We start from the raw sequence: 13,502 nt of genomic DNA on the forward strand, positions 1-13,502 counted from the left end.
GCCGACCCCTTGAGGCTTGCAAAGCACTGGAGCAGGGTTTGTAAAAGACGACTGCTTTAAACGCGGAAAGGGGAGGCTACAAGAGCCTCCCCTATAAAGCAGACAATCAGCGTCCATGCTGTTGTTTTTCTTCATGATGGCACATCGCTCTGAATACGCACCGCAGTCGGTAGGCGTGAGAACCAGTCTGATTCCGACCGCCTCGTATTCAAAACAATAATCCAACCGCGAACTTTTTCTCCCGGCGTGTTGTTATTGGTTCCGGGGTGTACACACATGCTGCTGTTGTTTTTGTTTGGAAGCAGATTCTTTGTGTACGTCGCGTCCTTTTTTGGGCACTTGCTGACTGTTGTTATTGTTCGCTGCGCCTATTCTGCTTAGCGCTAGCAAGTCGTGAGACTCAAGCCTGTTGTTCTTGTTAGTACTATGATCTCTGCCTGGCCCTGTTGTTTTTGTTTTGGCTCAGGTTGGGGCGGTGTCATGTTGTTTTTGTTAGCGACGTCCGCGCTGCCCATTTTGTTCTTCTTGCCCAGTAGTATTGCACTTGCTGTGCCACCCATATTTTATTCTTTTATTTTCATGGGCTTGTAATTTATTGGCTATGCCAGGGAACTAATCGCAACGCATAGTGTTACCCGTTTTTAAGGGATTTTTGGGGCGTGTTGTGTGGGAAGGTAACAGTGGCTGATGGGAAAGTTTTGGATATTTCTTATGCAAATCAATCTATTGGACGTTAGTCGTAGAGGGCGAGGTGGTGAATGGCTAATCATAGGTATTGCCGCCACCTAATTGGGGCGGCGTGCGGTTTTTTTACGTGGAATGCCTAGGCGCTGGCGCCTCTCCCATAAATTTTTACGGCTAATTCCCAGTTTTTGGGCCAACTCGGTTTCACTCATTTGATCCTGATGTTCCAGCACAAAATGCTGAAAATAGTCCTCGAGCGAGAGGTCGTCGTCATCGCCACTCGGCGCTGACGATTCATTGGCTAGTGCGGAGCTGTTACCTGCAGAAGAGTGAGGTCGGTTGGTAACAGGGCCAAGGCCTAGGTCGTCAGGGTGAATCAAATGCCCCTCGGCTAGAATTACACCCCTCTCCAGTGCATTCTCAAGCTCGCGTACGTTACCAGGCCAAGGGTAGTCGCGTAGGTCCTGTCGGGAAGCCCGTGACAAACGAAGCCCTTGGCGATCATGACGTTTGCAGGCTTTATCTAACAGGATATCGGCTATCTTCAATACGTCTTCTTCACGGTCGCGCAGCGGTGGCAATTCAATCTGCATAACGTTGAGGCGATAGTAGAGATCTAGTCGGAATTCCCCGCTTTTTGACAGAGCGCGCAAGTCCCTATGGGTGGCGGCGATCAGGCGAACGTCCACATGGCGTGTTTCGACGGAGCCAATTTTGCGGATTTCACCTTCCTGGAGTACGCGTAACAGCCGTGCTTGGGCATCCAGTGGTAACTCGCCGATTTCATCTAAAAACAGGGTGCCACCGTCGGCGGCTTCCACTAACCCAGTTCGGGCAGCGCTAGCGCCGGTAAACGCTCCTTTCTCATGTCCAAAAAGCTCTGACTCAATCAGCGTCTCAGGTATTGCCGCGCAATTCACACAAATCAGCGGTGCTTTGGCGCGTTTGCTTTGCTGATGAATGGCCCGAGCTACGAGCTCTTTACCTGTGCCGGATTCTCCTTGAATCAGCACGGTAACGTCTGCCGGGGCTGTTTTGCGAATGCGCGTGTAAACCTGCTGCATAGCCGTGCAATTGCCGATCATCGTTTGACGCCCACCTCCTTCATCGGTGATATCCGGAGGCGTGCCTTGCTGCATCGACTGCTTATGCAGAATGCGTTCGACGGTTTCTAAAAGCTCGGTGTGATCAAATGGTTTAGCAACATAGTCCACAGCCCCTTGCTTAAGCGCGTCGACTGCCGAACGCATGCTGGCATAGCTGGTCATTATAAGTACCGGCGCGGGTGCTGCGGCCTCAATTAGGGCGGTGCCAGGATCACCTGGCAGTCGCAGGTCGCTAATGACTAGATCAAACTCGCTAGGCGTCAGCTCACGTGCTTCTTCTGCGCTGCCCGCTTCGCTGACGGTATAGCTGTGACGTTCGAGTAAACGCTTTAAAGCGCTGCGAATAATCGCTTCATCTTCAACAATCAGTATCCTGGGCATGAGGTAGGTGATCATCCTGTTGGTAAAGCGGTAGCCAAAGCGTGATGGCAGTGCCGCGAGGCTTTCCTGGAGGTGGTGACGCAACCTCTATTTTGCCTTGGTGCTCATTGATAATTTGGTAGGCCAACGAGAGCCCAAGCCCCGTTCCTTGACCCGCAGGCTTGGTCGTGGTGAACGGCTCGAAAAGGCGATGCTTCACGCTTGGGTCAATGCCGTGGCCATCATCAGTGACTCGCCACCAAGCATGGCTTGCCTGTTTGCCTGCTTCAATATGAACCGTGCCCTGAGCGTCGCAAGCGTCTTTGGCATTGCTCAGTAAGTTGACCATGACCTGGGTTAATCGCTGAGCATCGCCACGCACCACGATGTCATCCGGACAGTCATTGGTAAAGCTTACATCCTCCCCCGAGCGCGCTAAATGGATCAAGTGCAGCGCATCTTCGCTAACGGTAGAGAGCGAGGCGGGGGATGCCGGCAGTGGCAGGGTCTGGCGGCCACCGTGGGCAAAACCGACCAGCGAGTTAACAATCTTGGTGACTCGTTGGGTTAACTGTTGAATTTGGTCAGCCGTTTCCAGCAGCGCTGGGTCATCGGTATCGTAGCGCAAGTTTTGGGCCAGTGACGAAATACCCGTGATAGGGTTGCCTATTTCATGTGCCACGCCTGCCGCAAGTTGCCCTATGGATGCCAAACGCGCTGCGTGGACAAGTTCCTCTTCTAGCCACTTCATTTCAGTATGGTCTTCTACCAAAATCACGCTGCCGCCACGGCTGTCGTGTCCGCTTAACACCGCTTTGTGAAGGGTGAGGAAGTAATCCTTGCCATGTAGTGACACTGCTTGTTTATACAGCGGCGTATGGCTGGCGTTGAGTACGCTACCGAGCAAATTTGGCCAGGGCGGGGGCAGGCTATCTCGGCGTGAGCCAATCACACTATCGCCGCTAATCCCAGAGAGTGATGAAAGCGCCTCATTCCACATTAACAGCTCATCATCGTCGCCTAGCACGCACAAGCCTACGGGCAAGTAGGCTAGCGTTTGCCGGTGATGGCGGCGCAAGCCATCCAGTTCCCGAGCCAACCCAGTGAGCCTAGAGCGGTAAGCTTCAAGGCGGCTTTCAACAAAATGAATATCGTCAGTGACCGGTGCGTCGTCGTGGCGGTAGGGCAAGTAACGATCAACAATATCTCGCGCAACGGAAGGCCCCATTAAACCGGATAGATTCGCCTGGATTCGGTCGCGCAAGCGGCGCAATGCATAGGGGCGACGCTCCTGAGGTGTCAGGTTTAGCGCTGCTAGTGCGCGGTCAACTTCACGGCTGGCAGCTTCATCGCCCAACGCTTGGGCAAGATAAGTAGGGAAGTCTCCCGCCGTAGCTGCTTCCAGTGGTAGGCGTTTTGAACGAATGACCGCATCTACGGAGCATGCCTCAGCCGCAGAGCGTTCTCCTTCTGAGATGCGGGTAAATAACGACACAATGAGAAGCAGTAAAATATTCACTGCTAAAGAAACAAGCGTAACGTTATACCAAATGGGCGCATCCGCAGACATCAGGGGAGTGAGGGGCAGCGAGAGTGTGGGGAGATCAAGCAAAAGCGGCAACCATAAGCCCCACAGCCAAATGATGATGCCGCTCATTAGCCCGGCGATCATGCCCTTGCGGTTCGCACCGGGCCAGTATAACAACGCCAGCATGCCAGGCAGGCACTGTGCCATGCCTACAAATGCAGCGAGCCCCAAGTTTGTTAGCGAATGGTAGCGACCGACGCTTTCAGCAAATAGCCACCCGCCCGCAATTACAGCGACGACTAAACCGCGACGTAGCCAGAGCAGCCAGCCGTATAAATCGCTACGCGCCTCCGGGGGGCGAGCCACTAGCACCACGTGGTTTAGCACCATGCCTGAAAGAGCCAGCGCGATCATCATCATGGTGCCACTGGCGGCGGCAAGGCCGCCAATGAAGGCTAGCGCTCCCACCCACCAATGCTCTGACATCAAGAAGGCGGCGTAGGCTGCAACGGGAACCGTCTCGTTTATCGATTGTGCAGCCCACCAAATCAACGGTACTGGCAGTGCCATCAGTAGCAAAAATAGCGGTAATGTCCAACTGGCTTGGAGCAGGGTGTGACGAGAAAGGCTTTCTGCAAAGGTAATCTGAAACAGGTGCGGCATCATGAAAGCGGCCGCAAAGAACAGCAGTAGTAGCGTACGCCATTGGGGAGCCTCAAATTGCGGCGTTGCGGCTTGGGCTGCGGCTCCAGGCCCTTCTAACCACTGCTGTAATCCGTGAGGCCCATCAAATACCCACCACAGTGCAATGGCACCTAGCCCAAGCATCGCAAGTAGTTTAATGATCGATTCAAAAGCAATCACGCTGAGTAGCGTATCGTGACGATGTCGATGGCTGTGGCGTGCGCCAAACAACACTGCACAGCCTGCGATCACACCGCAAAACAGCAGGGTGGCCGCCGCGCTATAGCGGCTGCCGGTGAGCAAGTAGACCGCATCGCTTAAGGTTTGCACCTGGATGCCCAGCAGCGGCATCACGGCTAGCAGGCTGATCAGCGTTACCAGAGTGCCTGCCCAGCGGGATCGGTAGCGAAACGCAAATAGATCCGCGAGTGAAGAGAGCTGGTAGGTACGAGTAATGCGTTGTATGGGCACAAGCAGTACGGGCGCCAGCAGAAAAGCCCCGGCTGCACCGAGGTAATATGCCAGGTAGCCAAAGCCTGCTTTCGCCGCAAGCTCCACACTGCCATAGATTGCCCACGCGCTGGCGTATACGCCCAGCGCCAGGGTGTACACAATAGGGTGGCGCGTAATGCGCACGGGCACCCAGCCACGCTCAACGGCCATGCCGCAGGCAAACAGTAAGGCAAGATAGCCTAGGCCCAGCAGTACTACTCCTAAAAGCTCAACGCTCATCTAACTTCCTTTTTTGCTCAAGCCATAGCGTTAGCGCGATCAGACCGCCCCAAATAGCAAATGGGCGATACCAGGCAACGCTTGGATCTCCCCAGCCGTCCATCAGTAACGGCGAAAGCAAATAGCCGCCAAACACCAAGAACAGCAGTATGCGATAAACGTACATATTAAAACTCTGATTGATAGCGGCGGTGGGTGGTAGCGACAAGCTTTTCAACAGACCAGTGTGCTATTGCCCAGTTTAGTTGTGTTTCGGGTGGCTCTTGAACCAGCGTGTCAGGTGGGGCCTGATCGAGTAGTCGCAGTGCTTGAAACAGCTGTTGGCGAATGCCGTCGGCGTCTGCGGCTAATGCAGGGGCCAGGTTTTGCTTAGAAAGCTTTTGACCCTCTTGAGTAACCACGAGCGGTAAATGTAGGTAGCTGGGGGTTGATAAGCCAAGCGCTTGCTGCAACTGGCCTTGCCAAGGCGTGTTATCCAGCAGGTCATAACCGCGCACAATATCGGTAATGCCTTGATCAGCATCATCCACTACGACGGCAAGCTGATAGGCCCAAAGCTGATCTTTGCGTTTCAGCACAACATCGCCCAAAACGGCAGGGTCGAACTGTTGGAAACCAAAAAGCCGATCCTGCCAAGTAATAGGGCGCTTTGCCAGGTCGCTGCGCAGCCGCCAGGCAACCGGCTTTGTGGCATCACGAACGCTCTCGCGGCACCAGCCGGGATAGATTGAAAACGCTTGCCACTGCTTTCTCGAACAGCTACACGGGTAAGCCAAACCTTGGGCAGCCAGTTGATCGAGCGCCTGCTGATAAGCCTCATCACGGTGATGCTGCCAGCGGACTTCTTCATCCCAATGAAGCCCAAAGGCGTCAAGCTGACGCAGAATTGTATCAGCAGCGCCTTCGGGGCAGCGGGGCGGGTCGATATCCTCAATGCGTACCAGCCACTGCCCGCCAGCAGCGCGGGCGTCTAAATAGCTGCTTAGGGCGGCCACTAACGAGCCAAGATGCAGTGGCCCTGACGGTGTGGGAGCGAAACGTCCCCGGTAGTGCGTGGTATGGGTCATGACAGCCCGAATCAATTGTTCAAATAGCGCCAGCGATTAACTACGATGATAAGTACAGCTATAAATACAAGATGACAAACAAAAACGGGCACCTCAAGGGTGCCCGTTGGACGCTTTAGCTTGTAACAAACTAGCAGCTTGTAGCGTATTCGCGCCGTTGGTTAGCCACCGAGCTGTTTTTCTTTAAGCTCTGCCAGCGTTTTACAGTCCACGCATAGCGTTGCCGTGGGGCGGGCTTCAAGGCGGCGAATGCCGATTTCAACGCCGCAGGCTTCACAAAAGCCGTAGTCGTCTTCATCGATTTTTTCGATGGTTTCGTTAATCTTTTTCAGCAACTTGCGTTCGCGATCCCGAGTACGCAGCTCCAGGCTGAAGCCCTCTTCTTGAGTGGCGCGGTCAGCGGGGTCAGCGTAGTTATTAGCGTCTTCCTGTAGGTGGCGTACGGTACGATCCACCTCTTCCATGAGATCTTGTTTCCAGTCTAGAAGGAGCTGGCGGAAGTGCGCGAGCTGCTTCTCGTTCATATACTCTTCGCCCGGTGCTGGCTCATACGGGGTGAAGGACTTGGACGCTTCCGGTTTCTTTTCCGCTACTGGCATGGGAGTGCCCCTTACGTATGTGACTGCTGATCGACCATGAGCGTGTGTCACGATCTCACGCCAAAGGGATGCTTGTTTAGCTGAAAAATGCGCGCTATGCAAGCATAATAGCGCATTTTCGACCATGGTCTTGCCCCTTCAACGACCTGCGTCATGATTTCTCTACCATTTAGTGAAGGAACCGTTATGGCCTGGAATTCACGTGTAAATCACGTTGCACCTTTTCGCGTGATGCATTTATTGGAAATGGCCCAAGCTCGAGAGGCCGACGGCCACGATGTGATTCACCTAGAGGTCGGCGAACCTGATTTCGCGACGCCGGCACCGATTGTAGCAGCAGGCCAGCAAGCGTTGGCAACAGGCAAAACGCGCTATACACCTGCGGCAGGCCTAGCGTCGCTGCGTGAGGCGATTTCAAGACATTACGCCGAGCATTTTAATGCCACCGTTGACCCTTCACGTATTTTGGTAACTCCTGGGGCCTCTGGAGCGCTGCTGCTGGCTAGCCAATTACTGGTCGAAACAGGCAATCGTGTTTTGATGGCCGATCCCAACTATCCGTGTAATCGTCACTTTATGGCCCTAGCTGGCGCAGACATTGATGCCATTCCCGTGGGTCGCCAAAGCGGTTGGCAGTTAACGGCGCCGTTGATTGAACAGCACTGGCAAGCTAAAACGAGTTTAGCCATGCTGGCCTCCCCGTCTAACCCTACGGGACATACGTTAGGCGCTGAGGCGCTAACCGCAGTTATCAACACGGTAGCTGCGAAAGGCGGTGACGTGATTGTCGATGAGATTTACCAAGGCTTGAATTATGACGATGCACCGCTATCGGCGACATCGCTTTCCGACCAGGCCTTCGTGGTTAATAGCTTCTCTAAATATTTCGGCATGACAGGCTGGCGCTTGGGCTGGTTGGTGGCGCCTGAACATGCCGTCGAACCGCTTACTAGGCTGGCGCAAAACGTCTTCCTTGCCGCGCCAACACCTTCCCAGCATGCGGCGTTGGCCGCCTTCACTCCAGAGTGTCGAGATATTTTGGAAGCGCGTAGATCGACGCTTAAGCAGCGACGCCAAGTGTTGTTGGATGGGTTAGCGCAGTTGGGGCTTGCCCCGGACCTGCCACCTCAAGGGGCTTTTTATCTGTGGTTGGATATTTCTCATTACAGCCGAGATAGCCAGGCATTCTGTGAGCGGTTGCTGGTTGAGGAGAACGTGGCAATCACCCCGGGCATTGATTTTGCGCTGGAGGGCGGCGAACACCATGTGCGCATTGCCTTTACTAACAGCGTTGAACGGTTGCAGGAGGCCGTAGAGCGCATTGGCCGTTTTGTGAGCCGACTATGACGACCTATCCTGAGTTGGTGCCTGGGGTGTTAATGCGTCGTTATAAGCGCTTTTTAGCCGATGTAAGGCTGGAGAGTGGCGAGGAAGTCGTTGCCCATTGCCCCAACACGGGCTCAATGAAGGCGGTGAATGTGCCCGGTTGTCGAGTGTGGCTGTCACGGAGTGATAATCCCAAGCGCAAGCTGGCCTGGACCTGGGAATGGATTGAGTTGCCACAGTCAGAGGGCGCCTTGGCACTGGCTTCTGTCCACACTGGTCGCGCCAACCGCATCGTGGAGGAGGCCATTTTAGCCGGTGATATTGTGCCATTGGCAGGCTATCAAACGCTCAAGCGGGAAGTGAAAATCAGTGACGCAAGGCTCGATTTCCGGCTGAGTGATCCTGATAAGGGCGAGGTTTTTATTGAAGTTAAGCAGGTCACCCTTAAAGAAGCCGATGGATATGGTTATTTTCCTGATTCGGTCAGCGTGAGGGGCACCAAGCATTTGCATGCATTAACCGCGCTGGCCGAGCAGGGCGAAAGGGCCGTGCTGCTGTTTTGTGTTGCCCATGAAGGTATTCACGATGTAGCCCCAGCGGCCCACATCGATCCCATCTATGCGGCGGCGCTAGCCGCAGCGGTAGATGCTGGAGTTGAGGTGTTGGCTTACGGTATTACGCTAGATTGGCAGGCAGGAGCTCCGGTAGCGGTGCGATTAGTAAGACCGCTACCGGTGCGAATTTAACGCTCGATATAAAAACGTTGAATAAAGCTGACCCGCTCAGGGCTGGCATTACGGTCGTAGCGAACGTCAAGGTTAAAACGCGTGGGCTCGTCGTGGCGCAGGGCAAAGGTGGCCAAGTGATAAGTGGCATCACCATCGTGCACAGTACGAAAGCTTAGCGATTCTTGGACGTCGGTGAGGCCTGTCACGTGGCCTTGTACGCTAGCGTTAACGGCGCGGGTGCTGCCGTCCTCTTGGCGTTCGCGTACGCTTACATTAACCAATCCGTGACCTGCGCTGCGCTGAATGCCGTGCGCTTGGGCAACTTCTGGGGTGAGGAAGCTGGTGGCCACAGCACTGTAATGGATCTCATAGTCGCCTATCCGTACCAACTGCTCAGCTACCGCTTGTGTGGCGAGGAGCAGTGAGCAAAGCAGCGTAGTAAGCAGGGTTTTTCTGCGTAACGCTCGATAAACCATGGCAGGTCTCCTCTTATGGGTCAATATGGCTAGTCAACGTAAAATAAATTAGCGACGGCGCACTCTAAAAATAGCAATTTCACCGAACAAGTTGGGCCACCACTTGGATGTCCAGTGCCCTTTGTGATCGCCAACCCCTACCGCGCGATCAACAATCACCAATCCTTTTTCACGGCACAGATGCTCGAAGTCGTTAAAGGTAGAAAGGTGGATGTTGGGTGTGTCATACCAGGCATGGGGTAGAGATTTAGAGACCGGCATATAGCCACGTAGGCCAAGATGAATTCGGTGTCGCCAATAAGCAAAATTAGGAAAGGTGATAATGCCTTCCTCGGCGACGCGTAACATTTCATCAAGCATTTTATCTGGGCGGCGTAGCGCCTGAAGCGCTTGGGTCATAATGACTTGATCATAGCTGTTGTCGCAGAAACTACCCAAGCCATCATCCAGGTTATGCTCAATAACGTTCACGCCCCTGGCGACACACTGGGTAATACCGTCGGGGTCGATCTCTAAACCGTAGCCGGTAACATTTTTCTCCTGCGCTAAGCGCTCAAGCAGAGCACCATCACCGCAGGCTAAATCCAGCACGTGAGCCCCTTGGGGCACCCAGTCGTAAATCAGTTCAAGATCCGCACGCATTACAGGGTCTCCTCCCTGGCTGTTTCTTCGATATTCAGCTCTCGGGCTATGCGAGTCATAAATGCGCTGAACAGAGCGTGGTAACGTGGCTCGGGCAGTAAGAAGGCATCATGCCCGTGAGGAGAGTCGATATTGGCATAGCTAACCGATTTGCCAGCGCGGGTGAGCGCGTCGACGAGTTCTCGAGAGCGAGAAGGTGGGAAGCGCCAGTCAGTCGTAAAACTAACAACCAGAAAAGGGCACTTTGCTGGTGCTAGTGCGCTGGCTAGGTCGCCTGCTTGAGTGGCTGCGGGATCGAAGTAGTCAAGGGCCTTGGTCATTAACAGGTAGGTGTTAGCGTCAAAGGCGGTGGAGAATGTATCGCCCTGATAGCGCAAATAAGACTCAACCTGGAACTCGACATCAAACCCAAAGTTCAAATCGTTGCTGCGCAAGTCGCGGCCAAATTTACTGCCCATTGCATCTTCGGAGAGGTAGGTGATGTGGCCCACCATGCGTGCCAGTTTCAAACCACGCTTGGGGACCGTGTCGTGCTCTGCATACCAACCGCCGAAGAATTCAGGGTCAGAGCGAATCGCCTGACGAGCCACTTCGTTAAAGGCAATGTTCTGGGCGGAGAGCCGGGGGGTGGCGGCAATCACTACCGCATTGGCGACACGCTCAGGGTAAGTCATTGTCCACTGAAACACCTGCATACCACCCAGGCTACCGCCCACTGCTGCGGCCCAACGCTCAATGCCCAGTTGATCGGCCAGACGCGCTTGGCTGGCTACCCAGTCACTGACAGTGACCATGGGGAAATCAGGCCCCCACTGGCGGCCGGTTTCAGGGTTGTGACTAACAGGGCCTGTGCTGCCATGGCAGCCGCCCAGATTGTTTAGCGATACCACAAAAAAACGATTGGTATCGATAGATTTTCCGGGGCCGATATGAGCATCCCACCAGCCAGGTTTGCGGTCTTCGTCACCGTGATAGCCCGCTGCATGGTGGTGTCCCGATAACGCATGGCAGATCAACACAGCGTTACTACGCTCAGCGTTTAACGTGCCGTAGGTTTCGTAGATAAGCTCGTACTCAGGCAGCACCTTGCCACAAGCAAGCGGCAGCGGCGTATCAAATTTCGCTACATGGGGGGTGACGAGGCCAACGGAGTCCGCCGGCCGGTCAACGAAAGTGAGAGTGTCTGAATCAGGCATCGAAAGCGCTAGTCCTGCAAAAAATAAATCCTGCTAAAAAGAGGCCCTGGGGAATGTTGCGCAGTTACAGCCCAACCAGTGCGCCAGAGATACCCGCAGCGCGGATCAAGGACCCCACTACTAAGCCATCCACCAAATTAATCGCAATAAACACCACGATGGGTGATAAATCGATCATGCCCAGCGGCGGAATGACTTTCCGAACAGGAGCCATAATGGGCTCGACTAGCTGCATCACCAACAGCGCGCCTGGGTGGCTAGCATTTGGGGCGACCCAGCTCAGAATAATCATCACAATCATGGCAAAGAAATAGATCTTTAATATGGCGTTAGCCAGTGCCGCAATGCCCGCAATCAGTAGTCCTGGTATAGGTGGCATGCCAACGCCAATCACCATGAAAATGGCCAACATGCTAACCACTTTCAGCACAAAGCCCGCGGCCAGCGTGGCAAGGTCAAAGCGCCCAGCGACGGGACCTAAGAAACCCTGAAATAGCCCTACAACAGGCTGGGTAATTTTAACCACTGATTGGCTAAGCGGGTTGTAATAATCCGCCCGCGATGCCTGCAGCAAAAAGCGCAGCATCAGTAAGAATAAATAAATATTGATTAACGAGTTAACAAGCATTAACCCGGCACTGCCCACTTGACTACCCATTGCTGCCTCTCCATTGCAAAGTTGCGTATTTAGTTGGCGCTAAGTTCCTTGGACATTGCTTCTGCGCGCTGGGCACAGGCCTGCATGGCGTCGGCGATGGTGGCGCGTAGTTGCGCATCTTCCATGTGCTGAATAGCACGTTCTGTCGTGCCGCCTGGCGACATAACATTTTGTTTGAGTGTGGCCGGGTCTTTGTCACTGCGCTGGGCCATAGTGGCGGCGCCCAGTGCCGTTTGAATAGCCAAGCGTCGCGCTGTGGCGGCAGGCAAGCCAAGTTTGACAGCGGCTTCTTCCATCGCTTCAAACATCAGAAAGAAATAAGCTGGCGCACTGCCGGATACCGCGGTTACCGCATCAAGCAGGCTCTCTTCTGCAACCCACTCCACAATGCCAACCGCTTCCATAAGCTGTGTTGCTAGCGTGCGTTGCTCCTCACTCACCGCGCTATTGGCATATAAGCCGCTGGCGCCGATGCCGACCAATGAAGGAGTGTTGGGCATGCAACGAACCAGCGCATTATTACCGCCTAGCCATTGATCAATTGTGGCTGCATCGAGGCCTGCCGCGATAGAAATAATCAGCGGTGATTGCTGTTGTACGTTATCCCGCATCGCTTCACATACGCTGCGCATAATCTGGGGTTTTACCGCGAGTACGACCACGTCGGCGTCTTCGACGGCGGCGTTATTATCGGTGTTTGTGTTAATTCCTAAGCGTGCTGCTAAAGGCGTTAGCTCGCTTTCATTAGGTGCGGTGGCAGTGATGTCGCTAGGAGACACACCACTATCGATGAGGCCGCCGATAATGGCGCTGGCCATATTGCCTGCGCCAATGAAGGTAATCTTGCTCGCCATGTGGGTATCCTTATTGGGTAAAAAAGCTGCATCGGGCAGCATGGGCTGTCAGTCGTCTTTACGCTCTTCAATTAGCAGTGTTATTGAGTAGCGTGTTGAGTGGTGCGTGCGCCAAAAATCGCTGTTCCTAAACGTACCAGCGTTGCGCCCTCTAAAACAGCGGCTTCTAAATCGTCGCTCATCCCCATCGATAACGTATCCAGTGGGGCATCCGGTAGCGCTGCCTGAAGGGTTTCCAGTAGTTGTCGCAAGGCCGCAAGCGGCGCCCGCTGTTCTGCAAGGCTGTTAGCTGGGGCCGGAATCGCCATGAGTCCACGTAGACACAGCCGTGGCAGGGCGGCCACTTCTTTCGCAAGTGCCATTACCTCATCGGGCATGACGCCCGACTTAGAAGCCTCGTGGCTAATATTGACCTGCAAACAAATGTTGAGTGGTGGTAAGTGTTCCGGACGTTGTTCGCTAAGCCGTTTGGCTATTTTTAAGCGGTCAACGCTATGTACCCAAGCGAAGCTTTCTGCCACTGCGCGGGTTTTGTTGGACTGTAGTGGACCAATAAAATGCCACACAATATCGTCTAAGTCGGCCAGTTCGGCTTGTTTTTCCAGTGCTTCTTGCAGATAGTTTTCGCCGAATTCACGCTGCCCATACTGCCAGGCTTGGCGAATCATGGAAGCGGGCTTTGTTTTACTAACGGCTAGCAGCGTTGCGCTATCGAGTGGGCGTTCAGCCTTTTTTAATGCGTTACTCAGGCGTTCGCGGGCCTGGGCGAGTGACTCGGGAAGCGCGATGTCTGTCATACTCAAGCACCTTACCACTGCTGGGAAAAGAGAGATGGATATTACCGAACTGCTGGTGTTCTCGG

Annotated in this window: 13 protein-coding genes; 2 read left to right on the forward strand and 11 right to left on the reverse strand. The window is 54.1% G+C overall.

Annotation, left to right across the window (positions count from 1 at the left end; genetic code table 11):
- Positions 1-785: 785 nt before the first annotated feature.
- The 5 genes from J4377_RS01890 to dksA form a co-directional block, all read right to left on the reverse strand.
- Positions 786-2,171, reverse strand: a complete 1,386-nt coding sequence (locus tag J4377_RS01890; protein WP_038480746.1) for a sigma-54 dependent transcriptional regulator — start codon at positions 2,169-2,171, stop codon at positions 786-788.
- A complete protein-coding gene (locus tag J4377_RS01895; RefSeq protein WP_038480749.1) occupies positions 2,149-5,094 on the reverse strand; it encodes an ATP-binding protein in 2,946 nt (981 codons plus the stop codon). Before J4377_RS01895 ends, J4377_RS01890 begins: the two co-directional genes overlap by 23 nt.
- Positions 5,084-5,260, reverse strand: a complete 177-nt coding sequence (locus tag J4377_RS01900) for a hypothetical protein (protein ID WP_009723722.1) — start codon at positions 5,258-5,260, stop codon at positions 5,084-5,086. Before J4377_RS01900 ends, J4377_RS01895 begins: the two co-directional genes overlap by 11 nt.
- A gap of 1 nt (position 5,261) precedes the next feature.
- Positions 5,262-6,161, reverse strand: a complete 900-nt coding sequence (gluQRS, locus tag J4377_RS01905) for a tRNA glutamyl-Q(34) synthetase GluQRS (protein WP_038480752.1) — start codon at positions 6,159-6,161, stop codon at positions 5,262-5,264.
- Positions 6,162-6,322: 161 nt separating this feature from the next.
- Positions 6,323-6,760, reverse strand: a complete 438-nt coding sequence (gene dksA, locus J4377_RS01910; RefSeq protein WP_009723720.1) for an RNA polymerase-binding protein DksA — start codon at positions 6,758-6,760, stop codon at positions 6,323-6,325.
- Positions 6,761-6,946: 186 nt separating this feature from the next.
- Here dksA and J4377_RS01915 point away from each other — a divergent pair, with 186 nt between their 5' ends.
- Complete coding sequence (locus J4377_RS01915) at positions 6,947-8,107, forward strand: aminotransferase class I/II-fold pyridoxal phosphate-dependent enzyme (RefSeq protein WP_253486448.1); 1,161 nt, start codon at positions 6,947-6,949, stop codon at positions 8,105-8,107.
- Complete coding sequence (sfsA, locus tag J4377_RS01920) at positions 8,104-8,832, forward strand: DNA/RNA nuclease SfsA (protein ID WP_253486450.1); 729 nt, start codon at positions 8,104-8,106, stop codon at positions 8,830-8,832. Before J4377_RS01915 ends, sfsA begins: the two co-directional genes overlap by 4 nt.
- Here the strand turns inward: sfsA and J4377_RS01925 are convergent.
- The 6 genes from J4377_RS01925 to J4377_RS01950 form a co-directional block, all read right to left on the reverse strand.
- Positions 8,829-9,290 (reverse strand): DUF4426 domain-containing protein, encoded by a 462-nt coding sequence (locus J4377_RS01925; protein WP_253486452.1) that lies wholly within the window; start codon positions 9,288-9,290, stop codon positions 8,829-8,831. The two genes, sfsA and J4377_RS01925, sit on opposite strands and share 4 nt — an antisense overlap.
- 48 nt (positions 9,291-9,338) lie before the next feature.
- Entirely contained in the window at positions 9,339-9,932 is a 594-nt protein-coding gene (metW, locus tag J4377_RS01930) for a methionine biosynthesis protein MetW (RefSeq protein WP_038480763.1), read from the reverse strand.
- Positions 9,932-11,128 carry a homoserine O-acetyltransferase gene (locus J4377_RS01935; RefSeq protein WP_253486454.1) on the reverse strand — a complete coding sequence of 399 codons (1,197 nt, stop codon included), beginning with the start codon at positions 11,126-11,128 and terminating at the stop codon, positions 9,932-9,934. The genes metW and J4377_RS01935 overlap by 1 nt, the downstream gene beginning before the upstream one ends.
- Positions 11,129-11,192: 64 nt before the next feature.
- Complete coding sequence (locus tag J4377_RS01940; protein WP_038480769.1) at positions 11,193-11,786, reverse strand: YggT family protein; 594 nt, start codon at positions 11,784-11,786, stop codon at positions 11,193-11,195.
- Between the two features lie 29 nt (positions 11,787-11,815).
- Entirely contained in the window at positions 11,816-12,640 is an 825-nt protein-coding gene (proC, locus tag J4377_RS01945; RefSeq protein ID WP_120385867.1) for a pyrroline-5-carboxylate reductase, read from the reverse strand.
- 80 nt (positions 12,641-12,720) lie between these two features.
- Complete coding sequence (locus J4377_RS01950; RefSeq protein WP_120385866.1) at positions 12,721-13,437, reverse strand: YggS family pyridoxal phosphate-dependent enzyme; 717 nt, start codon at positions 13,435-13,437, stop codon at positions 12,721-12,723.
- Positions 13,438-13,502 lie beyond the last annotated feature (65 nt).

Origin of the sequence: Halomonas sp. XH26 (assembly GCF_024138895.1) — a bacterium.
Taxonomy (GTDB): Bacteria; Pseudomonadota; Gammaproteobacteria; order Pseudomonadales; family Halomonadaceae; genus Vreelandella; species Vreelandella alkaliphila.